Genomic DNA, 23,809 nt, shown 5'->3' with positions numbered 1-23,809 from the left:
TATTCGCGCCTATATCCCCTGCTTTGTGAAGGACAAAATGTTTCCATTAACTAATGTAATGGAGCCTATACGTGACAAATAGAGCGAAACAAAAAAAAGGCCGGGGTTATCAACGTAAATCAGAACCGATTATACAGCGCGATAATAATGATGGGATGCGTCACCGTCAGCCAGCGATTCCCGTGCCCACAAACAGGGTTGAACACGATTCCTGGTCGTTTACGCTGCGGTTATTACACGACCCGACACGAAACTTAACATTGCCGAAAGCAACTCACCAACCCTTGCCTGGTCTGCCGCTTAATTCTCAGCCTTACGCCATCTCGTTTATGGACATCCCGACGTTGTATCGCCCTGATTTAGCGGTTGAACCATTGAACGTGCAGGTATTTTTCGCATATGGCGGCACGCAACACATTCTCGGCCACCACACTATCACCAGGTGCCACGCTTCTGGTGCTGCGTTTTGTCTGGATGATCCCACCCGGGAAGCGCCAGAGGATTTTGCCGATACAGGCTGGCAGATATCCGGCCTACGGGTTGAGAAAAAGGCAACCTGGCAGCGACCTTATACGTCCGATATTCTCAAACCGGGCACAAACCAGGGCACTCATTTTACCCATATGGCATCCATAAAATGGAGCGAAACCGCCACACAGCGCGATACAGCACAACAGCCAGGCGCGCAGTTTGCGCATGGTTTTTTTTGGCCAACACTTTTCTGTCTCGAAAAGTGAAATACGTTTGCGAGGGAAAATGCGAACTGTCATCCGCCGGGAGAAAAATCGCCGCCACAGGCCCGACTACCGGGAGTTACCTTACCGGGAATATCCGCCGCCTGTGTTTGACAGGCTGGAACATCTTACTCAGCAGCTCAGTTTCGCCCTGCCCGAATGCATCATCAGCCAGATATTAATTTCAACCGATAGCTTTCTCAGCTATGCATGGAATAGAGGCCTCTTCTCCGGTAAACGCAACGCCGTGTTTTCATCGCTCGATTTAGCACATCATCAGTTCGCAAAGCCGCATCTCTCGCACCTGATCGTGGATATGGAAAGTCTGCTCACATCGCGTTTTAGCGCCCTGGAAACCCTGCGACAGCTCGCTTCGCATAATCGCAAACTTCATATCTATCTGTTAGCGACAAAAAGCGACACGCCACTGTTCAATTTCCTGCGAGCGGCGGGCCCCTTTCGCGTATTAAAACGGGATCTCCCCGTCACGCCATTCAGGCAGGCGCTGTTGACTCCGGCCTCGGCTGTGGATGTTTCACGCAAATTCCCGCCGGTAGAGTGGCAGATGTTCACCGCGTTGGCGCAAGGAAAAACGCTGAAACATGTCGCTCACCTGCTAAATCTGCCTTACCATCGCATTGTTTATCGTCTCAACACACAGCTGAGCCAACTTGGGTTGCCAGACCGGCAAAGTTTGCTTCATTTACTGCATCGCTTAACGATTAATGCGAATCACTATTGGGGATAACAGTCGTTGCCTTCCTTCTCTCCTAAGAAATTACTTAGTCAAGTTTCGATGCCGGGTATATTTTTTACATAAAACCAACAATTACAACTATTCCTGGCATTATCTCTTTTTTTAAAATTCACGCTGATTTCACCCAGCACGCATATGGTTATCCGCCGTTATCGCAATGAAATTGCGGCAACAGTTATTAACAAGAAGAAAACAATCAAATAATTACATTGTTTTAACCATTAAAAAGAGCGTAAAAAACCACGTTTATCAAAATCAGCAAGCCATCATTCCAAATATTCCACCACCCATTATTGCCATCAGAACTTCATATTTAGAAATAGCCTTCATGATCTCTTAACGCTTTTCTGCCAGAACTTCCCAGGTATAATTACAGTGACTTATTAATAATTACTATATCTCTCTGTATTAGCACGTAATTGATATTCCCCACATTCGTAGGTTACGAGTGGAAATAACTTAGCGAGTAAGGATGCTATCGGTTTTCCCAGGGAATGATTCTTCCTCATAGAATACTTGAAGTTACATTCACCCTTTCGATGTCTGTCGCACTTACGTAAAGGCGTGACATTAAAAAAACAAACTGAGGCGAAAAAATGAAACCGGCTTCCGTTATCATTATGGACGAATATCCTATTGTCAGGATGTCGATAGAGGTGCTTTTAGAGAAAAATCAGAACGTAAAAGTGGTACTAAAAACGGATGATAGCCGTGCGGCGCTTGATTATATCCGTACGCTTCCCGTTGATCTGGTTATTCTGGACATTGAACTCCCGAAAACAGATGGTTTTACATTACTTAGAAGAATCAAAGCGATACGAGAAGACGTTAACGTGCTTTTTTTATCATCAAAATCTGAATCATTCTATGCGGCACGCGCCATTCGCGCTGGCGCTAATGGTTTTGTCAGCAAGCGGAAAGAACTCAACGATATTTATAACGCAGTAAAGATGATTCTTGCCGGGTACTCCTTCTTCCCATCCGAGACGCTGAGTTATATAAATCAACCAGGCAAAAAGAAAGGGGAACAGCGGGATATGCCGCTCTCTAATAGAGAAGTAACCGTATTACGCTATCTCGCCAATGGATTATCGAACAAAGAAATTGCGGAACAACTTTTATTAAGCAACAAGACCATCAGCGCCCATAAATCGAATATTTTTTCGAAACTTGGCGTGCATACCATTGTCGAGTTGATTGATTACGCCAAATCACACGAACTGCTATAGCAATATACGCCCGGAAAAAGATCTCCGGGCGTATGCGCTATTGAAAAATTAATAGTAATTAATCGCGAAAGTCGCATCGGCATTTGCTGTGCCGGCTACAGGATTATCTGCCAGTGCGATGTAATTTGCGTAGAACTGCAGCGTTGCATTGCCATTGCTATCCACTGCGACATCCTGGCTGGCGTTCTCCAGCGCGAGCGGCGTGCGATCTCTGTCGCGCAGCTCAATAGCCACTTTCTGTGCCATCACGCTATCGTTTAACGCCAACAGTGACGGATTGCTGGCGGCCCTGCCTGAAAATGTGATCGACGCGCTGCCCGGTGGGCACCCGGCTAATCGCAAGCTAAAACGTACCGGGGGCGTTGTGTTACCCGCATTTTGCAACTGCTTCGTCGGCCAACGGCCTAATTTCACCGTCTTATCGCTGTCGGCCGTCTCGACATAACAGGTAAAATCCACCACCGTCGCGCGGAGCTGAATGTTAATTTCCCCAAGCGGCGTATCGGCAATTGCTAATGGGCTCAGCCAGCACCCAACCAGCATTACATGGCGCGGTTTGATAAACATCGCGGCTCCTTAATCATAATCAACGCGCAAATAGCCCCGCGCCACAAAATCGCCCTCGGCGGGTTTGAAGCCTGTGACACTCACCGGCCACGCACTGATATCAACACGCGCAGCGGCGTTGTCATCTAGCTGGAAAGGAATTTTGCTACCCAGCGTATTGGGGGTAAGCGGGTTCCCCTCACTATCGCCCACGATAAACCCCACGTCAGGGTTGTCAGAAACCATCATATCCCCGGTGGCTTTTTCCGCTTCCAGGCGCATAGAAAGATAGGCCTGGGCGTCAACATTGGTACACGCTATTGCCACGGTTTTAATTTGCGGATTAACGCCGTCCGGGCGGTTCCCCGGCCCGGCCTGGGTGAAGAGCGCGGCGCCAATATTATCAAATTCAAATTCAACGACCTGGCCTGCATTGAGCTTGCAGCTTTGCGGCACTTCCACTTTGCCGCTGTAGCTAATGGTATAGACCGGTACCGCGAGCGCATCGGTGTTTGTACTGGTGACATACACCCGAAACATGGTCTGACGCGGGATCGGCACCATATTGATAAACGGCCGCAACACCCTAAGTCTAAAGATAAGCTTCGAGTCCATTACGCCAAAAGGCTTGTGGTTGGGTACGTTAGGGTGTGTTCCCATGCGGATGAAATTCCTCGGCGGAAAAAAGATGCCGGCGTAATCATCCGTGATGCTCATCGCCCCTTCCAGATAATCATTTAACTTCAAGTATTTGTAACCACCATCAGTGGTATTTGTCGGCATATCAGAGACATAGCTTCGGTAGGTATAATTCACGTTGGTACCGGTGGGACAGATAGCCTGAACGCCAACCCAGCCTGATTTTTCCGGCAGCGTCACCACCTCTCCAACATGGTTATTCCCGCTGGTAAACAGGTTCGACAGGTCATAATAGATATCCGTCGGTATACCGTTGGCGTTTACGCAAATAGTGGCCTGCCCTGACGTCGCTATTAGCAACAACAAGCCGCAAAGCAGCACATGAAATCTGTTCATAAAATTATCCTTGTTCACAACGGGCGCTTGTAATGACCACGGCCTGTTGCAGGCTTGCTTCCGGTAAGGCGTAGCGAGCCAGGCAGCGTGACTGCGCGCCGTCTCCCCACTGCACCAGCAGTTCACCCAGCAATGGCAAACCGCTTAAGTACGCCTGGCCGTCCTCACCCACCATGCCGGTTACGCCGCTGCCGGTTTCACGCACCACCGAACCAAACGGCACCGGGCGATCGCCGCGCATGAGCGTAATCAGTGCGCGTACGCCAATCCGGGTGTCAAAGTTGGCGCGGACCAGCGCCCCCTGCGTGGGCACAACGCTACTGACACTGTTTTGCACATCGGTGTGGATATCCATCGTGTTGGTATCAAGCGCAATGCGGTTGTAACGATAAACGGTGGCATAAGGGACGACCGCGTAGCCTCGCCAGTCGGTTTGCACCCCGGTCTGATTTTCCACACGCACGCCCTGCGCACCCGGCGCTTTGATAAGTACGTTGGTATCGCCAAGCGGCTGGCTAAAGGTCACCCCGTCGGCGTGCGCGACCACGCCACCGCCAAGTTGCCAGTTATATTCGTGCTGGTAGGGATCGTAGTTATAACCGAGACCGAGCGTGCCCCAGCCGGCCTGCCAGTTGGCATTGGCGCTACCGCTGTAGCCATTTGTGCTGCTGTGCCCCTGGCTTACGATGTAACTGAGGTTGCGTCCTTCAAGTAATGTGCCGCCCATCCCGCTCTGCCAGCCATTTTGCCCGTTGCTGTTACGGCTAGCGTTAAGGTTGACATACGTGCGATCCAGCGCGTTTCCCCGGCTGTAGCGCTGCCCGCTCAGGGCGCTAAACGGTACGGAAAGATTCAGCGCAATAATACGATCCGTGTTATTGATGCCGGGTGAGCGGTTCCACGACCAGGTAAGCGAGTAGCTCATCCCCCGCCAGCCGCTGGCGTAACCGATTTGATACCAGCTGCTGGGCTTAATATTGTTCCAGTAAGTTTGTTGGCTGCCGGAAATATACAACGAGCCGTAATCCCCCAGAGTTTGCGAGATATTGACCTGAAAGCGCCCTTTTCTGTTGTTGTTGAGGTTGTGGTAGCTAACAAGTACCGGTTTTGGCCGCCGCCCCCCTTCACTCTCGTCCTGGTCTTCATACTCATAACCCTCCATGCGGCGATAGGCGACATCACTCAGCGTGTAAAAACCACGCGTCGAGTAGCGATACCCGAGCAACTGAAAGTTGGTGCCGTACTGGTTGAGTGATTTGGCATACAAAAAGCGCAGCGATTGCCCCTGATGCGTGCTGCCATCCGCCAGCTCACTGCGCGCCTGGGTAAAATCGAGCGATATCGCCCCCCAGCCGCCAAGGTTTTTGCCAGCCCCCATCACAAAGGCGTTATAGCGCTTCGCCAGTTGAGTTCCGCCATAAGCGGTGTAACCGCCGCCCAGGCCGCCGATCACGCTCCCCTGAACAAAAGAAGGGGAAGATTGTTGATCGTTGCCGCTGCGAAAATTCCCGGCCACGAGGTCATATTTAAAACGCCCTTCACGTTGCAGAATCGGCACCGTCGAATACGGCACCGTATAACGTTGTTGGCTGCCGTCCTTCTCATCGACTGTCACGTCCAGATCGCCGCTGGATGAGGTAGGGTTCAAGTCAGAAATGACAAAAGCGCCCGCCGAAACATAACTCTGATAAATGACATACCCGTTCTGGCGGATAGTTAATTTGGCTGGCGTACGCGCGATACCGCGTACGGTTGGCGCATAACCTTGCAGGCTATCAGGAAACATATTGTCGGAAGAGTAAAGGCGCACCCCGCGAAAACCGAGACTATCAAAAACGTCGCTGCCGGTATTACTGTCGCCCATCACCAGCTCGCTTTTCAGCGGGATAAGGGAACGTTGCAACCAGCTTCCGATATTCTTCCAGCTTCGGGTATGTTCCGTTCCGCTGCTGCTGTAGCGCCAGGCCCCGTTATTACGCAACCGCCATGGACCATAATTCAGCCCGCTTTGTAAGCTCAGAAAACCGTTATTGCTGCCGGAGCTGTGGCTGCCTGTAAAGCTATAGTTAAGCAATGCAGCGGTAATGCCATCGTCCCACTCCTCTGAAGGAATGTAACCGCGTGCGCTATTGAGCAACGAAGCCTGGGGTAGCCCAATATTCAGCCGCATTGATGAGAAATCAAACGCGGCTTCGGCACCCGGTATGGCGGTCGTGATATCGATACAGGCGTCACCCTGGTTACTGAGCAGCGCCGGAAAAGCGCGAATATTAACGCCCAACCGCTTGAGCAAATCGATATTGAAGCAGGGCATCAGGCCGCCGGAAGCGGGCGTCGCCCCGTGATGGGCAATATCGAAACGCAGATCCTGCGTCGCGATAAATTCATCATTGCGCCAGATATCCACCCGATAAACACCCGGAGGCTGGTTCCCTTTTTCAAAACGCGACAAATCCGCAACGGCAGCGGCATCTTCCGATAAAAACGCCGGATTGAAGTAGGTCTCAGCACGGCTCATCGCCGGGTGCAACACCGCCAGCAGCGACAACGCCAGCCGCGAGTAAGCTGAAGGAGACGTGCGCTTGTTCATAGGCATCCCTGTCATTTGTCTGTGTTATGGCAGACCAACGGTTTTCACCGGCGTCAGCGCACCGTAATCATTTACCGTCTGGAAAGTCACGCCGCCCTGAACATCAGGAGGAATAAGCACCTGGGCGCGGCTTTTGGGCGCGACCATGACATTGTCGAGCTTCTGTTTGCCCATATGAACATTCACAAGAGTGATGTAATACGCGGAGGGATTCGTGATATTCAGGTGTTTATCGAGACGCGAAAACTGCAGTTTCGCAGGCGCATCTTCCGTTAACCCGGTTAGACTTTTCGGGCGAACAAACAGCTTAATGCGAGAGAGAACGGCCAGTTGCAGCACGTTTTTGTCCGTGGCGTTTTCTTTATTCACCGATGGAATCGCTTTTACGCTCAACCAGAACAGAGATTCGCGGTCGTCGGGTAATGGTTGCCCGGCGTAAATAATCCGCAGCGTGTTTTCACTCTCCGGCTCACTAACAAAAAGCGGCGGGGTCACGACAAACGTTTTTTCTTTTTCTCCACGACTATTTTCCACCCACGAATTCACCAGAAAACGGGATTTTCCATCGCTATTAGAAATAGAAAGAGAGGTCTGCTTATCCTCGGCAGGATAAATAACACGGGTGGCGCCAAGTGCTATTCCACCAGCGGCTTTTACCGGCAGCGAAATAGATAATAAAAGACTGACAATCCAACCTGGTTTTAAAAATATGTTCATAGCGAAAACAACTCTTCAGAATATTATGATGCCTGCAAGAAATACGTCAGGGGTAGACCAGGGTAAACCAGACATCGGAACGCAAGTGTCCTGGCGTAATACGTTCCGTAATAGCCCGGTAGCGCGCGGAAAAATGCAGCGTGATTTCATCGGCAACCAGCGTGGAATAAGCGTGCGGCATACTGTTGGGTATAATTTGCCGTTGCTGTTGATCAAACAGCGCCAGCCCAATGCCTTCAGCCCCTTCTCCTCCCGTGCTGTGTGCGACAAAAACTTGCGGATCTTCCGGCGGCGTTTGCCCGGAAAACACCACACCGACATAGCGTGATACATCCGCGTCACACGCCGTCAAACGCAGTGCAAACCCTGTGCTTATGGGAGAGAAACTGCCGATGCCGGAAAATGCATCCGTACGGTGCTGCCCCATCTGTACATGTAAATCTTCACTCTCCGGCGCAACCGCACATGCGCCATTGACCAGCGATCCGCGCAGGTGAACGCGTCCACCGTCAACGACTGCCGCCTTTGCCAGTAAAGGCATCATGCACAACATGAGTGCCTGCCTGAGACCTGTTCTCATCATGGGTAATTTCTCACATTACACTATTAAGCGCCTCGTCCCTGAGGCCGCGTCATCCCTGAAAGTAATGGGTTACTGGTAGTTCATGATGAACGTCGCATCCGCATTTGCCTGCCCTGGTGTCGCGGTCGCGCTGGTGGCCTTATAACGTGCGGAGAAATGCAAGGTGTTGGTGCCTGCAAGCAGATCCTGTGCGGTGGAGAAGGTTGCGCCGTCCGGGCTCAGCGTTTTGGAGGCGTTATCAAGAATTTCGATCCCCACCCCGCTCGCCGTTGTGCTGTTGTCACCGGAGGTGACCGCCAGCAGCGTATTATCGGTGGCATCGGCCTGGCCTGAAAACGCGACGGAGGCCGTCGGGAAGATATTGGGATCACAATCATTAAGCACAATGCTGAACGGCACCGATCCACTGGTAGCCCCTACGCCCGTGAAGGAGGCGGTGCGATATTGCCCCAGCGTCACGGTCTGGTCGGCGGAAGCGGTGCTGACAGCGCAAGCTGCATTCACCAGTTCCCCTTCAAAATGCACATTGCCGCCGCTTACGGTGTCTGCCTGTACGGCTCCCGCCATCAGCATCAATCCTGCAGCAACAGAACTAGCCATTAATTTCATATTCATACTATTTTCCTTGAAATAAAGAGTTGCGATTTCGACATCCTGCCGAAAACCGTTTGAGACTCGCTTACGCTAAATACCAGATGAAAGAACCTTTTCCTGTGAAGATATAACGCATCGGGAACAACTTATTCGCTTCCCATTTCTCCCCTGGGAAAACACCCGATATTTTTCTCTGTGGACATAACAACTAGCCACAACATGACAATAGTGATTTCGTAAAAATTAAAATATTCGCCAATACTGTCATTACGCCAGGTCTGTTCTTATTACGGCTTAGGAAAAGGCCTGGCTTTTATTTATTAAACGGATAAGAAATAGCCGTAACTGCCTGTAACCGTGACTTAATAGCGGCGTTTCTTAGGGGTGATGAATTGTTGAAATTTGGTTAACAGCTCGCGACGACAAAACCTGTGATCTGCCGGGATTTCAGGCGCAGCGGTGGCGAAATCCGCAAACGGTAACTGACAGCGCGCCGCGCTTCTGACAAAATAGTCGCCATCCCCTTAGTTGATATGACAGATGGAATCCTCTCTCTGATGGCAGCAAAGATTATTGATGGTAAAACGATTGCGCAGCAGGTGCGCTCTGAGGTTGCTGAAAAAGTTCGGGCGCGCGTTGCGGCAGGATTTCGCGCTCCTGGCCTGGCGGTCGTACTGGTTGGCAGCAACCCGGCATCACAAATTTATGTCGGCAGCAAGCGCAAAGCCTGTGAGGAAGTGGGTTTCATCTCCCGCTCTTACGATCTCCCGGAAACCACCAGCGAAGCAGAACTGCTGGCGCTTATCGACAAGCTGAACGCCGATACCACCATTGACGGTATTCTGGTTCAGCTGCCGCTGCCTGCGGGCATCGACAATGTGAAAGTGCTGGAACGCATCGCGCCGGATAAAGACGTCGATGGTTTCCACCCGTATAACGTAGGCCGCCTGTGCCAGCGTGCGCCGCGTCTGCGTCCGTGTACACCGCGCGGCATCGTCACGCTGCTGGAGCGTTACAATATTGACACCTTCGGCCTCAACGCCGTGGTGATTGGCGCGTCCAATATCGTTGGTCGTCCGATGAGCATGGAGTTGCTGCTGGCCGGTTGCACCACCACCGTAACGCATCGCTTCACGAAAAACCTGCGCCAGCACGTGGAAAACGCCGACCTGCTGATTGTCGCCGTGGGTAAACCGGGCTTTATTCCCGGCGAGTGGATCAAAGAAGGCGCGATCGTGATTGATGTCGGTATTAACCGCCTGGAAAATGGCAAAGTCGTCGGCGATGTGATTTATGAAGAAGCCGCCGCGCGAGCAGCGTATATTACGCCGGTACCGGGTGGCGTTGGCCCAATGACGGTCGCCACCCTGATCCAGAACACGCTGCAAGCGTGTGAAGAATACCATGATGTAAAAGGCGTATAAGATGGCAACATTTTCTCTCGGTAAACATCCGCACGTTGAGCTGTGCGATCTGCTGAAACTCGAAGGCTGGAGCGAAAGCGGCGCACAAGCGAAAATCGCCATTGCCGATGGCTTTGTCAAAGTGGATGGCGCGGTTGAAACGCGCAAACGCTGCAAAATCGTCGCGGGTCAAACGGTGAGTTTTGAAGGTCAAAGCGTTACCGTCACCGCGTAATCACGCGTAGCAAGCCGGGTTTCGCGTCACCGCAGCCCGGCATTTTCTTTCTCATTCCCCTGCCGTCATCACGGTTAATTACCGATCAACCTCAAAGAATCATTAATTCATCTGGCTAAATGTGAAAATTTAGTTGCAGCCCGTTACGGCTTATCTCACGATAAGTAGAACGTTCTACTAAAACGTTCTACTAACAATATCGGCGCCAAAAGAGCGCAACTTCGGGGGAAATCAGCATGAGTCTGATATCAGGGTTTGTTAAATCATTGTCTAAATTGTCGATGATTGGCCGCGCGTTAATGTTGCCAATCTCGTTGCTGCCAGCCGCTGGTTTGTTACTTGCTTTCGGCGATAAATTTCACTTACCGCTGATGATGAACGCAGGTGGCGTTATCTTCGATAACCTGCCGATGTTGTTCGCCATTGGCTCGGCGGTCGGGCTCGCTTCAGAATCCGGGATTGCGGCACTTTCAGCGGCGGTATCGGTGTTCATTACCAATATCACTATCGGCACCATGTTAGGTATCACGCCGGAAATGGCCTCGCAGGGCGGGAAATACGCCATGGTGGTCGGCATTCCAACCCTGCAAATGGGCGTTTTTGGCGGCCTGATCTGCGGTATTCTTGCCGCCTGGTGCTATAACCGCTTCCACACCATGCAGTTGCCGGAATTTCTTGGCTTCTTCTCTGGTAAGCGTTTTGTTGCTATCGCCACAGCATTTTTATCCTTTTTGCTCGGTCTGCTGCTGCCGTATGTCTGGCAACATATTCAGGCGGGTATCGATGCGCTTTCCGTGATCGTCAATGGCGATAATCAGGCCGCTTCGACGTTTATTTTCGGCTTAGTCGAACGCGCGCTAATCCCGCTTGGTCTGCACCATATCTGGTATCCTTCGTTCTGGTATTCGTTTGGCGATTACACCACGCAGGCCGGCCAGGTGATCCATGGCGATCAGACTATCTGGTTCAAAATGCTGGAAGAAGGGGTGAAATCCTTTAGCAGTGATACCTACCAGAACGCCGGTAAGTTTATGCAGGGTGAGTTCCCGCTGATGCTGTTTGCGCTGCCTGCGGCCTGCCTTGCGATGTACCACGAAGCGCATACCCGTAATAAGAAGATCGCGTTTGGTATCCTCTTTTCTGCGGCGCTGACCTGCTTCCTGACGGGCATTACCGAGCCGGTTGAATTCACCTTTATCTTCGTTGCACCCATTCTCTACGTCTTTAACGCCATCATGGCCGGTCTGGCGTATATGACGATGTATCTGCTACACGCGCACATCGCGAAATCCTTCTCTGCCGGGTTTATCGACTACTTATCGTTTGGCATCCTGCCGTCGTTTAACGGTTATCAAACCAACTTCCTTAACGCGGTGATCGTTGGCATTCCGATGGCGCTGATTTATTACTTCACCTTCCGTTTCGTGATCCGTCGCTTCGACGTGAAAACGCCGGGACGCACGGAAGTTACCGCAGTGGCAGATGACAAAACCGACACCGAACTGGCAACTGAGATCATCGCCATGCTGGGCGGCGCGCAGAATATCGACTCCGTCGGTTCCTGTATCACCCGTTTGCGCCTGGAAGTGGCAAAAAGCGAAATGGTGGATAAAGATGGCCTTAACGGCCTGGGCGCGCGCGGCGTGGTATTTGTCGGCGATAGCGGTATTCAGGTTATTTTCGGCGCGAGGGCGCAATTTATCGCCCAGACCATGTCCACAATGATCGGCAAATAATAAGATACCGGGTTGGCGCGTCCAGCACGCGCCATATCAGGTGGAAAAACAGGGAAAATCAGGGAGCGAGTTTGAAGAAAGTCAGCATCATTGATGTCGCTAAACAGGCGGGCGTTTCCGTTTCCACCGTCTCGCTGGTGCTGCGCCAGAAAGGGAAAATATCACAAGCGACGATCGGTAAAGTCCATGCCGCTATCGATGCGCTCGGCTATGTTCACAATATTGCTGCCGCCAACCTTCGCGCCAACACGTCTAATCTGATTGGGCTTATCCTGCGCGATTTCAGCGACAGCTTCTCGATAAAAGTGATGGCCAGCATCGTGCAGGAGCTGGAAAAACAGGGGTACATGGTTTTTCTTGGCCAGCCGCTCAACGATGGCGATCACCTGGAACGCTGCCTGCTGTCTTTCAAACAACAAGGCGTGGCCGGAGTGATTTATCTCGCCTCCGATACGCGCAGCTCAACGCTTCCAACCCAAATTCGTGACTGCCCGCTACCGCTGGTGGTGGTGTCGCAGTCACTGCTCAATGAAGAGTGCAACCTGGTCATGCGTGATAACCGTCAGGCCGCCAGCCTGGCGACGCGCTATCTCATCGAACGCGGGCACCGCAACATTGCCTACATTGGCGGCATTGAAGGCGATTTGATCCGCCAGCAGCGTCTGCTGGGGTTTCGCACCACAATGACGCAGAACGGGCTGGTAGTTCGAGAGGAAGCCACCCCAGCCTGTAGCGATGATACCCGCGCGGCAAGCTATGCCGTCCGCCAGTTACTGGAAAAAAATAGCACCCTTACCGCCCTGCTCTGCCACTCGCCGGATGCCATGATAGGCTCCATCGCCGGGATCCACCAAACCGGGCATACGGTGGGCAAAGATGTGTTTCTCTCTCAGCAAGTGGCGCTCGTCGGCTTTGAAGATATGCTGCACGTCAATCTCACCTCGCCTTCCTTTACCTATGTTTCGTCCGCCAGCGAAGAGACCGGGCGCCAGGCAGCGGGGTTGATCATTCGTAAGCTGAAAGAGCCCACTCTACAAACGCAGCGCGTTACCCTTTCCGGCCAGCTGATTGCCCGCGAGTCTGCGTAATCTGCACACGTCGGACAGACCGCAGCGTACTGACGGGCTGTAAGCTGGCATCGGCTAAAAACCGGCTATCCTGGTTCTCTTCTGACAATAAAAGATTCAGAAAACCCCGCAGTTTACCCGGCAGGCGCTTCGGCTATAATTTCTTTTTTCTTCAGAGACCTGCGTTATGCCAACGATTGTTACACATGCTGCTGTTCCGCTTTGTCTGGGGTTGGGGCTCGGCAGTAAAGTGATCCCGCGCAGCTTATTGCTGGCAGGGATAGGGCTGGCTATGTTGCCCGATGCCGACGTGCTGGCGTTTAAATTCGGTGTCGCTTACGGCAATGTTTTCGGTCATCGCGGGTTTACCCACTCGTTGCTGTTTGCTTTTGTGGTACCGCTATTGGTGACCTGGCTTGGGCGAAAACACTTCAAAGCGAGTCTGGCGCGCTGCTGGGCGTTTCTCACCGTGTCGCTGCTGTCGCACAGCTTGCTGGATTCCATCACTACCGGTGGGAAAGGCGTCGGCTGGCTGTGGCCGTGGTCGGATGAACGGTTTTTTGCGCCGTGGCAGGTGATCAAAGTCGCGCCGTTTGCACTGTCGCGCTACACCACACCGTACGGGCACCAGGTGATTATCTCGGAGCTGCTGTGGGTGTGGCTGCCGGGTGTGATTCTGATGCTGCTGTTGTGGAAAATGCGGCGGGGATAAAGATTGACCACCGGCAGTGGTTTTGAAGGGACAACAAAAAAGCGGCCGAAGCCGCTTTTTTTCTTACTTACGACGCCAGGTCGTGCCCTGCGGGCCATCTTCCAACACGATACCCATCTCGTTCAGACGGTCACGCGCAGCATCGGCTGCCGCCCAGTCTTTTGCTTTACGCGCATCAAGGCGCTGCTGGATCAGCTGTTCGATCTCGGCCACTTCGCTGTCGTCAGCCTGCGCACCGCTTTGCAGGAAGAGATCCGGGTCCTGCTCCAGCAGACCCAAAACGCTCGCCAGTTCACGCAGCTTTTTCGCCGCCGCATTTGCGCCCAGTGAATCCCCGTCGTGCTTCAGCGTATTCACTTCGCGCGCGAGGTCAAAAAGCACGGAATAGGCTTCCGGCGTGTTGAAGTCGTCATCCATGGCTTCGCAGAAGCGCTTCTGGAACAGCTCACCCTCATAGAAATAACGATCTTCCGCGTTATCGCTGTCCGTACCACGCAGCGCGTTGTACAGACGCTCCAGCGCAGAGCGCGCCTGTTTCAGGTTCTCTTCGCTGTAGTTCAACTGGCTGCGATAGTGGCCGGACATCAGGAAGTAGCGCACGGTTTCCGCGTCGTAATACTTGAGCACATCGCGCACCGTAAAGAAGTTGCCGAGCGATTTTGACATCTTCTCGCGATCAACCATCACCATGCCGGAGTGCATCCAGTAATTCACATATTCACCATCATGCGCACAGGTTGACTGGGCGATTTCGTTTTCATGGTGCGGGAACATCAGATCGGAACCGCCGCCGTGGATGTCGAAATGCGAACCCAGCTGTTTGCAGTTCATCGCCGAACACTCAATATGCCAGCCAGGACGCCCTTCGCCCCACGGTGATGGCCAGCTCGGCTCGCCGGGCTTGGACATTTTCCACAGCACGAAGTCCATCGGGTTACGTTTGACTTCCGCGACTTCTACGCGCGCGCCCGCCTGCAACTGATCCAGATCCTGGCGCGAAAGCTGGCCGTAAGTCGGATCGGTCGGCACCGAGAACATCACATCGCCGTTTTCGGCAACGTAAGCGTGTTCACGCTCCAGCAGGCGCTGGGTAATTTCAATAATTTCATGGATATGGTGCGTTGCGCGCGGTTCGCTGTCCGGGCGCAGAATGTTGAGCGCGTCAAAATCCTTATGCATCTCGACGATCATGCGGTCGACCAGCGCGACAAAACTTTCGCCGTTTTCATTAGCGCGCTTAATGATTTTGTCGTCAATATCGGTGATATTACGGACATATTTCAGCTTATAGCCGAGAAAACGCAAATAGCGGGATACCACGTCAAAGGCGACAAACGTACGGCCGTGACCGATATGACAGAGATCGTAAACGGTAATACCACACACGTACATGCCGACTTCCCCGGCATGAATAGGTTTGAATTCCTCTTTTTGGCGCGTCAGTGTATTAAAGATTTTTAACATCGAAGATTCCATGTGGACGTGTGTGGAACGAAAACCGCATATATTACCCGTAATTCAAACCCGAAGCAGCACACTTTGCAAGGTGATCCAGCCTCGCGGTTATGCTATAACAAGCGACTATCTCTGACCCACTGGCGGGTCTACGCACTACACTATCAGAACAGGATGCAATAATGGTTACTTTCCACACTAATCACGGCGACATCGTAATCAAAACCTTTGATGACAAAGCGCCTGAAACAGTTAAAAACTTCCTGGACTATTGCCGTGAAGGTTTCTACAACAACACGATTTTCCACCGTGTTATCAATGGCTTTATGATTCAGGGCGGCGGTTTCGAACCGGGCATGAACCAGAAAGTCACCAAAGACCCGATCAAAAACGAAGCCAACAACGGTCTGAAAAATACCCGTGGTACGCTGGCAATGGCGCGTACTCAGGCGCCGCACTCCGCTACCGCACAGTTCTTCATCAACGTGGCGGATAACGACTTCCTGAACTTCAGCGGCGAAAGCATGCAGGGCTGGGGCTACTGCGTATTTGCCGAAGTGGTTGAAGGTATGGACGTTGTTGACAAGATTAAAGGCGTTTCTACCGGCCGCAGCGGCATGCACCAGGATGTGCCGAAAGAAGACGTTGTGATTGAAAGCGTGGACGTCAGCGAGTAATTGGTGGCGACACTCTTTATCGCAGATTTGCATCTGCAAACAGAAGAACCGGCGATCACCGCCGGTTTTCTGCGTTTTTTGGCCGGTACGGCGCGTGAAGCTGATGCGCTCTACATTTTGGGCGATCTGTTTGAAGCGTGGATCGGCGACGACGATCCCAACCCGCTACATCAGCAAATAGCACACGCGATTAAAGCTCTCGTCGATAGCGGCGTCCCGTGCTATTTCATTCACGGCAACCGCGATTTCCTGCTCGGTAAACGCTTTGCTCAGGCCTGTGGAATGCAGCTTTTACCGCAAGAGCAGGTGCTCAAACTGTATGGCCGCAACGTGCTGATTATGCATGGCGATACACTCTGCACCGACGATACCGGTTATCAGGCCTTTCGCGCCAAAGTGCACCAACCCTGGCTGCAAACGCTGTTCCTCACCCTGCCGCTGTTTATCCGCCGCCGTATTGCCGCGAAAATGCGCGCGGGTAGCAAAGCGGCCAACAGCAGCAAGTCGCTTTCGATTATGGATGTAAACCAGCACGCCGTGGTGGAAGTCATGGAAAAACACCAGGTGCAGTGGTTGATCCACGGTCATACCCATCGCCCGGCAATGCATGAACTCACCGCGAATAACGCCCCCGCATTCCGTGCCGTTTTAGGCGCGTGGCACAGCGAAGGCTCGATGGTGCGCGTCAGCGAGAGCGATGTCGAACTGATTCATTTCCCGTTCTGAATACGCTTGCGATCAGGCGTCAAACGCGCGAAACATCGCTACGCAACCGTTTTCCTTGCCCGTTTTACATGCTATTCTCTGTGCCCTCTTATGTAGTCTGAAGCACACCCACAGGAGTTTTGAGACGTATGTCTTCAAGCAACCAACCGGCGCGCATCGCCATTGTTATGGGCTCGAAAAGCGACTGGGCCACTATGCAATTCGCCGCAGAAATCCTCGATACCCTGAACGTTCCGCACCATGTTGAAATCGTCTCCGCACACCGCACCCCGGATAAACTGTTTAGCTTCGCCGAAAGCGCGGAACAAAACGGTTTTCAGGTAATTATTGCCGGTGCCGGTGGCGCGGCGCATCTGCCGGGCATGATCGCGGCGAAAACACTGGTGCCGGTGCTGGGTGTGCCGGTACAAAGCGCGGCGTTAAGCGGTGTGGACAGCCTTTACTCTATCGTGCAGATGCCGCGCGGCATTCCGGTGGGAACGCTGGCGATTGGCAAAGCCGGTGCGGCCAACGCCGCGCTGCTGGCAGCGCAGATCCTGGCGCAGCATGATGCGCAACTGCACCAGCGTCTGGCGGCCTGGCGTCAATCACAAACGGACGACGTGCTGGATAACCCGGATCCGAGAGGCGCGGCATGAAACAGGTTTGTGTATTAGGCAACGGTCAGCTTGGCCGGATGTTGCGCCAGGCCGGTGAGCCGCTCAGCATTGCGGTCTGGCCTGTCGGGCTGGACGACGCCCCGGAAGCCGTTCCCTTTCAGCAAAGTGTAATCACCGCCGAAATCGAACGCTGGCCAGAAACGGCGTTAACGCGCGAACTGGCGCGCCACCCGGCGTTTGTTAACCGCGATGTGTTTCCGATCATTGCCGATCGCCTGACGCAAAAACAGTTATTCGACAAACTCGAACTGGCTACCGCGCCGTGGCAGTTGCTGGCGGATAAAAGCGAATGGCCTGCCGTGTTTTCCCGCCTGGGGGAACTGGCGATTGTTAAGCGCCGCGTGGGGGGCTATGACGGTCGTGGGCAGTGGCGTTTACGCGCAGGCGAAACGGATCAGTTGCCGGACGACTGCTACGGCGAGTGCATTGTTGAACAGGGCATCAATTTTTCCGGTGAAGTGTCGCTGGTCGGCGCGCGCGCGCGTGATGGCAGCACCGTTTTCTACCCGCTGACGCACAATCTGCATCAGGATGGCATTTTGCGTACCAGCGTGGTTTTCCCGCAGGCTAACGCCGCCCAGCAACAGCAGGCGGAAAACATGCTTTCTGCCATCATGCATGAGCTGAACTACGTCGGCGTGATGGCGATGGAGTGCTTCGTCACGCCGGGCGGGTTACTGATTAACGAACTGGCGCCGCGCGTGCATAACAGCGGCCACTGGACGCAGAATGGCGCGTCTATCAGCCAGTTTGAACTGCATCTGCGTGCGGTGGTGGATCTGCCGTTGCCGCCGCCAGTGGTTAACAGCCCGTCGGTGATGATCAACCTGATTGGCAGCGACCTGAACTATGACTGGTTAAAGCTGCCGCTGGTGCACCTGCACTGGTATGACAAAGAGGTGCGTCCGGGGCGCAAAGTGGGTCATTTGAACCTGAACGATGATGACACCGCTCGTCTGAGCGCCACGCTGGAAGCGCTGGTGCCGCTGTTGCCGCCGGAGTACGCGAGCGGCATTGCCTGGGCGCAGTCAAAACTGCAGTAATCTCCCGCCGGGGAATTGATCTCCCCTGTTCGGGGCGTAAAATCTGCACGCTGGTGGGGTTACCACCAGCGTTTTGCAGAAGGAAGCCCAATGAACGACGCCACGGATTATCTCGCCCTCCTGCGGGATGAAACGCCTCTTATTGATGTTCGCGCACCGGTTGAGTTCGCCAAAGGTGCCATGCCCGCCGCCATCAATCTGCCCTTAATGAACGACCGCGAACGTGCGGCTGTGGGCACCTGCTATAAACGCGAAGGGGCAGAAGCCGCGCTTCGCCTGGGGCATCAACTGGTCAATGGCGAAACCCGCGAACAACGCATCGAAGCATGGCGGCAAGCCTGCGCGCAATATCCGCAGGGTTACCTTTGTTGCGCCCGTGGCGGTCAGCGTTCACATATCGTTCAGCAATGGTTACGTGAAAGCCAGGTTCACTATCCGCTGGTGGTCGGTGGTTATAAAGCGCTGCGCCAGTCCGCGATAGAAGCCACACAACAACAGATGCAACGCCCGGCGCTGCTGGTGGGTGGCTGCACCGGGAGTGGCAAAACGTTGCTGGTGCGTTCGCAGCGTAACGGCATCGATCTTGAAGGCCTCGCCCGGCATCGCGGTTCCTCGTTTGGCCGGACGTTACAACCGCAGCGTTCACAGGCCAGCTTCGAAAACCAGCTGGCGGCGGCATTACTGAAAGTGACGCCCGCGTTCTGGCTACTGGAAGACGAAAGCGCCGCGATTGGGGCGAACCACCTGCCAGAGGTAGTACGCGCGAGAATGGCGCAATCGCCGCTGGTGGTGGTGGACGATCCCTTTGCACAACGCCTGGAGCGTTTGCGCGTCGACTATTTCGTCGCGATGCACGCGGCGTTTATCACCCGTGATGGCGAGGAAGAAGGCTGGCGTCAGTATGCAGAATATCTGCGCCACGGGCTTTTTGCCATTCGCCGCCGTCTGGGGTTACAGCGCTATGCGGAATTAACGCGGCATCTGGAAAACGCGCTGGGCCAGCAACAGCGCAGCGGCAGTACCGAGGGGCACTTCGCGTGGCTCGTGCCGCTGCTTGAGGAGTACTACGATCCGATGTACCGCTACCAGCTTGAGAAGCGCGCGAAAGCCATTCGCTTTCGCGGCACGTTTACAGAAGTAGCAGCCTGGCTGGCGGCACACAATCCTTAATGGCGATCGCGTTTATCGGCGCGTTTTGCCAGCCAGTCCCCCAGTACCTGGACTATCTGCACCAGAATAATCAGCGCGATAACCGTTACGATCATTACCTGGGTTTCATAACGGTAATAGCCGTAGCGGATCGCCAGATCGCCCACGCCACCACCGCCGACAATCCCGGCCATCGCTGAATACCCAATCAAGCTGACGAGCGTAATAGTCAGGCCGCGCAGCAGACCCGCGCTGGCTTCCGGCAGCAGTACCGTACAGATAATGCGCAGCGGGCTGGCACCAAAGGCTTCCGCCGCTTCAATAATGCCTTTATCCACTTCGCGCAGGGCGCTATCGACCAGCCGCGCATAAAAGGCAATCGCCGCGACAGAGAGCGGCACCGACGCGGCAATCGGCCCAATGGTATTGCCGAGTAAAAACTGCGTAATGGGCAGCAAAAGCACCAGCAGAATAACAAACGGCACCGAGCGAATAATGTTCACCAGCACCGTGCTCACCAGATACACAGAGCGGTTTTGCCAGAACAGATGCCGATCAGTCACGAAAATCAGGAAACCGAGCGGCAAACCGCCGGCAATCGCCAGCACCGTCGAGATGCTTAACATCTGGAAGGTTTCGCCAAAGGCGAGGCTCAGATCGGCCAGTAAATCATCCACGGATCACCTCCACCTGCGCAGTACGGTTGCGAATATAGTCCACGGCGTCACTCACTGCCGCCGGGTTTTCCGCCGAGGTCAGTTGCACTACCAGAATGCCCAGCGCGCGCTCACCGATGTATTCGATTTTGCCGTGCAGAATATTCACCGCGACGCCAAACTTCACCGCCGCGTCGGAGAGCACCGGTTGCTCGGCGGAGTCGCCAATAAACAGGATTTTTAATAACTGCCCTGGAAGATGCTGCTGCAAACGCTCCGGCAAGGTCAGATTCAATGTATGTGACACCAGTTGCCGGGTGAAGGCATGTTGCGGATGGGCAAAAACATCAAACACATCGCCCTCCTCCACCACTTTACCGCCGGACATCACCGCCACCCGATCGCAGATCGATTTGATCACGTTCATCTCGTGGGTGATCAGCACAATGGTGATCCCCAGTTGTTCATTGATCTGCTTGAGCAGGGCGAGAATGGTGGCGGAAGTTTCCAGATCCAGCGCCGAGGTCGGCTCATCACACAGCAACACATCCGGGTGATTAGCGATGGCGCGCGCAATACCGACCCGCTGCTTCTGCCCGCCACTTAATTGCACCGGGTAACGGCTGGCTTTATCGCTTAACCCCACCAGCTCAAGGATCTCGGTCACGCGCGGGGCGATTTTACTGCGTTCCCATCCCGCCGCTTTCAGGCTGAAGGCCACATTTTGCGCCACGGTACGGGTATGCATCAGGTTGAAGTGCTGAAAAATCATGCCAATACGCTGACGCGCTTTACGTAAGGTGATGCCTTCCAGCGCCGAAATAGCCACCCCATTGATTTTGACGCTACCCTGGCTTGGGCGTTGCAGCGCATTTAGCGTGCGCAGCAGCGTACTTTTGCCCGCACCGCTGGTGCCGACAATGCCGAAGATCTCACCCGGCGCAATGCGCAGCGAGACATCGTCTACCGCCCGGGTTGTAGTCGTACTGCCGCGCGCTGCGGGGAAATCCACGCACACTTTTTCTATTTCAATCATGCAAACCTCAAACGACAAAAGGCAGGCCGCAGCCTGCCCGTCAACTCAGCCGGAGTGTTATTTTTTATCCGCGCTCTGCATCCAGTCTGGTTTCTGGAACGCCGCGTAAACATTGTTTGGATCGTCAATTACCGCGCGGTAAGCCGGCGATTTCACCACCTCGACAATATCTTTCGCGAACGGTTTGTCGGCATCTTCCGTACGCACCGCAACGATGTTTTTCAGGTTCTCATCCAGATGCTCTTGTTTGAGCGCAGAGGAGAGTTTCAGCCCGGCGGCAATGGCAAAGTTGCCATTGACCAGTGAGGCGGTCACGCCATCCAGCGTGCGCGGCAGCTGCGCCGCTTCCAGCGGTTTAAACACCAGCCCTTTCGGGTTGCTGGCGATATCACGCTCGGAGGCTTTGGTCGGGTCGATATTCGCTTTGATAGTGATAAGATCCAGCGATTGCAGGAAACGCAGCCCGCGCGCCAGATTGGTCGGGTCGTTGGAGAGCGTAACGATATCGCCTTTTTTCAGTTCATCCAGGCTTTTGATTTTGCGTGAATAAAAGCCCATACCCGCCGTCGGCACGGTAATCAGCTTGGTTAATTTCAGGCCTTTATCGGCCGTGAATTTGTCAAAATAAAGGCTGTGCTGGAACAGGTTGGCATCAATACTGCCATTCGCCAGCGCCATATTCGGCTGTACGTAATCGCTAAATTCACGCACCACCACTTTATAACCTTTCTCTTTTAACGACGGCGCAATCGCCTGTTTCACCATATCGCCGTATGGCCCAGGCGCGACGCCGAAAACGATGGTGTGCGGATCGCTGCTCGCGTGAGCAAACGGTAAGCCGCAGGCCAGAAGTAATGCGCCGAAAGTCGCGCGTAAGCTGAGACGACGTCCCATAAATTCTCCCTAACGAGTTGAGCTGCTGTGTGACGCGACGTACAGTGCGGCGCGTTCCATTTTCACCTGATTGATAAGACTGCTGAATAAGATGGCATAAACACAGCGCAGCGGTAATTGAAATATATTCAACATGCTGTGAACTATGTCACTGAATGGCGGGGAGATCTTTGCGGGGTAAGGCGATGAAGCATAACGAAAAGCCCTGCCCTTAATGGGTTTTCCGGCTTCTCGTTATGCTATTAATTGCTAAGCATTGCCGGATTTAAGCGAAGCATTAAACCCGGCGAATACAGACTTTTTAGAAGTCGTAACGCAGACGAACGATGTTCATGTCGCCCAGATCGTCGGTGCTGCTGGTGAATACGTGTTCGTAATCGACACGGAAACCGTAATCCAGCTGGAAGGTCACACCCACACCGTTATCAATACGCTGGTAATCACGACCGGTGGTGTATTGCAGACGGTCACCCATTACGTACGGCTGTACGTATTTAAGCGCGTACTGTCCAACCGGGATTTTGTATCCGGCAAAGTATTCAATACCCCACGCGTCGCCCGCGAAGTAGTCGTGAATATTTTTCTGACCAGTAGTGAGGAAGTTTTCGTACCAGCCACCGCCGAAGGAGAAGGTCCAGTTATCCGGCGTCCAGCTCAGCGCGGTGCCATAAATATTCTGGCTGTAAGTCTCGGTGCCGCCAGTGTTGACGTTACGCATGTCGGCCTGGGTGTAGTTCCACGCCGTACCCCATGTCAGGTCTTTGGCAATGTGGTAATCCACGCCCAGAGAACCGCCGCCTTTACGTTTGTAACGCAGGCCATTGCCACGCAGCAGATCGTTATCAGAGAACAGGTAAGATGCATAGATATCAGCATCACCGAAGCTGTTCTTATATTTCAGCATCTTACGTGAACGGTAAGAACCGTCGTAATCGCCGTTGATACCGTTACCGGAAGCCTGGGCTTTCATGTCGTAATCCCAGATATCGGTTTTCGCGCCAACTACGTCGTAGTACACGCTGTTCTGCTGACCGAAGGTCATGGTACCCCAGGTCTTGCTTTTCAGACCGGTGTAGAGCATGCGGCGAGTGGTGTTATGCGCGCCGTCTGCATAGTGGTTATCCCAGTCGAACAGCGCCGGAATGTTCACACCCAGTTCGTAGTAGTTAACCCAGCTAATATCATCGAACAGGTAGTAATCGGTCGCGAAACGGAAACGGGTCCCACCGTCGTAACCATTACGCTTGAAGGAGCCTTTGTCACCGTCGCCCATCATGTTATCGAATTGCGGACGAATAGAACCACCAACGGTGAAGTTCAGGCGGCTTAACGGATTACCAGCCTGCGGATCTTGCTTAAGTACCGTAATTTCCGCCTGAGTTGCGAAAGACGTCAATGCCACTGCTGCGCCGATGGCTGTCGCCAGAGCGGTTGTTTTTATTTTCATGGTTTTTCCTTGATGGATAGACACCACTAGTAAGTTACTAGCGGCGGAATATTAACGTCTAAAAGCTTCTATTTGGTGGGGTTTTTTTGTTGTTTTGTGCTGGTAAACAATTGCCAGGGGAACTTTTAC

24 protein-coding genes are annotated in these 23,809 nt (G+C 53.4%); 13 read left to right on the top strand and 11 right to left on the bottom strand.

Annotation, left to right across the window (positions count from 1 at the left end; genetic code table 11):
* Nucleotides 1-71: 71 nt before the first annotated feature.
* The 3 genes from IP581_RS05655 (at nucleotide 72) to fimZ (ending at nucleotide 2,720) form a co-directional block, all read left to right on the top strand.
* Nucleotides 72-737, top strand: coding sequence for a hypothetical protein (locus tag IP581_RS05655; protein WP_193821952.1), 666 nt, complete (start codon nucleotides 72-74; stop codon nucleotides 735-737).
* Nucleotides 697-1,482, top strand: coding sequence for a fimbria biosynthesis regulator FimY (gene fimY, locus IP581_RS05650; protein WP_228007847.1), 786 nt, complete (start codon nucleotides 697-699; stop codon nucleotides 1,480-1,482). The genes IP581_RS05655 and fimY overlap by 41 nt, the downstream gene beginning before the upstream one ends.
* Before the next feature lie 605 nt (nucleotides 1,483-2,087).
* Complete coding sequence (gene fimZ / locus IP581_RS05645; RefSeq protein ID WP_020456855.1) at nucleotides 2,088-2,720, top strand: fimbria biosynthesis transcriptional regulator FimZ; 633 nt, start codon at nucleotides 2,088-2,090, stop codon at nucleotides 2,718-2,720.
* Between the two features lie 48 nt (nucleotides 2,721-2,768).
* Here the strand turns inward: fimZ and sfmF are convergent, their stop codons facing one another.
* The 6 genes from sfmF to fimA form a co-directional block, all read right to left on the bottom strand.
* The gene (gene sfmF, locus IP581_RS05640) at nucleotides 2,769-3,287 is read right to left on the bottom strand and encodes a fimbria assembly protein (protein ID WP_086871221.1); all 519 of its coding nucleotides are present in this window, start codon (nucleotides 3,285-3,287) and stop codon (nucleotides 2,769-2,771) included.
* A gap of 9 nt (nucleotides 3,288-3,296) precedes the next feature.
* The gene (fimH, locus tag IP581_RS05635) at nucleotides 3,297-4,301 is read right to left on the bottom strand and encodes a type 1 fimbria D-mannose specific adhesin FimH (RefSeq protein WP_193821951.1); all 1,005 of its coding nucleotides are present in this window, start codon (nucleotides 4,299-4,301) and stop codon (nucleotides 3,297-3,299) included.
* A gap of 4 nt (nucleotides 4,302-4,305) precedes the next feature.
* On the bottom strand, nucleotides 4,306-6,891 hold the full coding sequence (locus tag IP581_RS05630; RefSeq protein ID WP_193821950.1) for a fimbrial biogenesis usher protein: 2,586 nt from the start codon (nucleotides 6,889-6,891) through the stop codon (nucleotides 4,306-4,308).
* A gap of 24 nt (nucleotides 6,892-6,915) precedes the next feature.
* Nucleotides 6,916-7,608, bottom strand: a complete 693-nt coding sequence (fimC, locus tag IP581_RS05625) for a type 1 fimbria chaperone FimC (RefSeq protein ID WP_193821949.1) — start codon at nucleotides 7,606-7,608, stop codon at nucleotides 6,916-6,918.
* A gap of 46 nt (nucleotides 7,609-7,654) precedes the next feature.
* Nucleotides 7,655-8,191, bottom strand: coding sequence for a type 1 fimbrial protein subunit FimI (fimI, locus tag IP581_RS05620; protein ID WP_086871213.1), 537 nt, complete (start codon nucleotides 8,189-8,191; stop codon nucleotides 7,655-7,657).
* 69 nt (nucleotides 8,192-8,260) lie between these two features.
* Entirely contained in the window at nucleotides 8,261-8,806 is a 546-nt protein-coding gene (gene fimA / locus IP581_RS05615; RefSeq protein ID WP_086871211.1) for a type 1 fimbrial major subunit FimA, read from the bottom strand.
* Nucleotides 8,807-9,342: 536 nt separating this feature from the next.
* On the opposite strand from fimA, the gene folD reads away from it, so the two are divergent.
* The 5 genes from folD to IP581_RS05590 all read left to right on the top strand — a co-directional run bounded on the left by folD (nucleotide 9,343) and on the right by IP581_RS05590 (nucleotide 13,938).
* Complete coding sequence (gene folD, locus IP581_RS05610; RefSeq protein ID WP_086871209.1) at nucleotides 9,343-10,209, top strand: bifunctional methylenetetrahydrofolate dehydrogenase/methenyltetrahydrofolate cyclohydrolase FolD; 867 nt, start codon at nucleotides 9,343-9,345, stop codon at nucleotides 10,207-10,209.
* Nucleotide 10,210: 1 nt separating this feature from the next.
* Complete coding sequence (gene ybcJ / locus IP581_RS05605; protein ID WP_017455715.1) at nucleotides 10,211-10,423, top strand: ribosome-associated protein YbcJ; 213 nt, start codon at nucleotides 10,211-10,213, stop codon at nucleotides 10,421-10,423.
* A 236-nt stretch (nucleotides 10,424-10,659) separates the two neighbouring features.
* Nucleotides 10,660-12,159 (top strand): PTS transporter subunit EIIC, encoded by a 1,500-nt coding sequence (locus IP581_RS05600; protein WP_193821948.1) that lies wholly within the window; start codon nucleotides 10,660-10,662, stop codon nucleotides 12,157-12,159.
* A gap of 71 nt (nucleotides 12,160-12,230) precedes the next feature.
* Complete coding sequence (gene malI, locus IP581_RS05595) at nucleotides 12,231-13,247, top strand: Mal regulon transcriptional regulator MalI (RefSeq protein ID WP_193821947.1); 1,017 nt, start codon at nucleotides 12,231-12,233, stop codon at nucleotides 13,245-13,247.
* 166 nt (nucleotides 13,248-13,413) lie between these two features.
* A complete protein-coding gene (locus IP581_RS05590; RefSeq protein WP_086871203.1) occupies nucleotides 13,414-13,938 on the top strand; it encodes a metal-dependent hydrolase in 525 nt (174 codons plus the stop codon).
* Nucleotides 13,939-14,001: 63 nt separating this feature from the next.
* Here IP581_RS05590 and cysS read toward each other — a convergent pair whose 3' ends face one another.
* On the bottom strand, nucleotides 14,002-15,402 hold the full coding sequence (gene cysS / locus IP581_RS05585) for a cysteine--tRNA ligase (protein ID WP_193821946.1): 1,401 nt from the start codon (nucleotides 15,400-15,402) through the stop codon (nucleotides 14,002-14,004).
* 173 nt (nucleotides 15,403-15,575) lie between these two features.
* Between cysS and ppiB the strand changes: the two genes are divergently transcribed.
* The 5 genes from ppiB to mnmH all read left to right on the top strand — a co-directional run bounded on the left by ppiB (nucleotide 15,576) and on the right by mnmH (nucleotide 19,668).
* A complete protein-coding gene (ppiB, locus tag IP581_RS05580; RefSeq protein ID WP_020456843.1) occupies nucleotides 15,576-16,070 on the top strand; it encodes a peptidylprolyl isomerase B in 495 nt (164 codons plus the stop codon).
* Nucleotides 16,071-16,073: 3 nt separating this feature from the next.
* Nucleotides 16,074-16,796, top strand: coding sequence for a UDP-2,3-diacylglucosamine diphosphatase (lpxH, locus tag IP581_RS05575; RefSeq protein ID WP_193821945.1), 723 nt, complete (start codon nucleotides 16,074-16,076; stop codon nucleotides 16,794-16,796).
* Between the two features lie 128 nt (nucleotides 16,797-16,924).
* Entirely contained in the window at nucleotides 16,925-17,434 is a 510-nt protein-coding gene (gene purE / locus IP581_RS05570; protein WP_193821944.1) for a 5-(carboxyamino)imidazole ribonucleotide mutase, read from the top strand.
* Complete coding sequence (purK, locus tag IP581_RS05565) at nucleotides 17,431-18,498, top strand: 5-(carboxyamino)imidazole ribonucleotide synthase (RefSeq protein WP_193821943.1); 1,068 nt, start codon at nucleotides 17,431-17,433, stop codon at nucleotides 18,496-18,498. The genes purE and purK overlap by 4 nt, the downstream gene beginning before the upstream one ends.
* 90 nt (nucleotides 18,499-18,588) lie before the next feature.
* Nucleotides 18,589-19,668, top strand: coding sequence for a tRNA 2-selenouridine(34) synthase MnmH (gene mnmH / locus IP581_RS05560; RefSeq protein ID WP_193821942.1), 1,080 nt, complete (start codon nucleotides 18,589-18,591; stop codon nucleotides 19,666-19,668).
* On the opposite strand, the gene IP581_RS05555 is transcribed toward mnmH, so the two are convergent.
* From IP581_RS05555 to IP581_RS05540, 4 genes are all read right to left on the bottom strand, one after another.
* Nucleotides 19,665-20,324 (bottom strand): methionine ABC transporter permease, encoded by a 660-nt coding sequence (locus IP581_RS05555; RefSeq protein WP_193821941.1) that lies wholly within the window; start codon nucleotides 20,322-20,324, stop codon nucleotides 19,665-19,667. The two genes, mnmH and IP581_RS05555, sit on opposite strands and share 4 nt — an antisense overlap.
* Nucleotides 20,317-21,339 carry a virulence-associated ABC transporter ATP-binding protein SfbB gene (gene sfbB / locus IP581_RS05550; protein ID WP_193821940.1) on the bottom strand — a complete coding sequence of 341 codons (1,023 nt, stop codon included), beginning with the start codon at nucleotides 21,337-21,339 and terminating at the stop codon, nucleotides 20,317-20,319. Before sfbB ends, IP581_RS05555 begins: the two co-directional genes overlap by 8 nt.
* A gap of 57 nt (nucleotides 21,340-21,396) precedes the next feature.
* The gene (locus IP581_RS05545) at nucleotides 21,397-22,233 is read right to left on the bottom strand and encodes a MetQ/NlpA family ABC transporter substrate-binding protein (RefSeq protein ID WP_193821939.1); all 837 of its coding nucleotides are present in this window, start codon (nucleotides 22,231-22,233) and stop codon (nucleotides 21,397-21,399) included.
* Nucleotides 22,234-22,534: 301 nt separating this feature from the next.
* Entirely contained in the window at nucleotides 22,535-23,680 is a 1,146-nt protein-coding gene (locus tag IP581_RS05540) for a porin (protein WP_086871184.1), read from the bottom strand.
* Between the last annotated feature and the right edge of the window lie 129 nt (nucleotides 23,681-23,809).

It is taken from the genome of Kosakonia pseudosacchari (assembly GCF_015167415.1).
GTDB lineage: Bacteria > Pseudomonadota > Gammaproteobacteria > Enterobacterales > Enterobacteriaceae > Kosakonia > Kosakonia pseudosacchari.
Note: the sequence above shows the minus strand (reverse complement) of the source record. Positions and strands in the feature narration are given on the sequence as shown.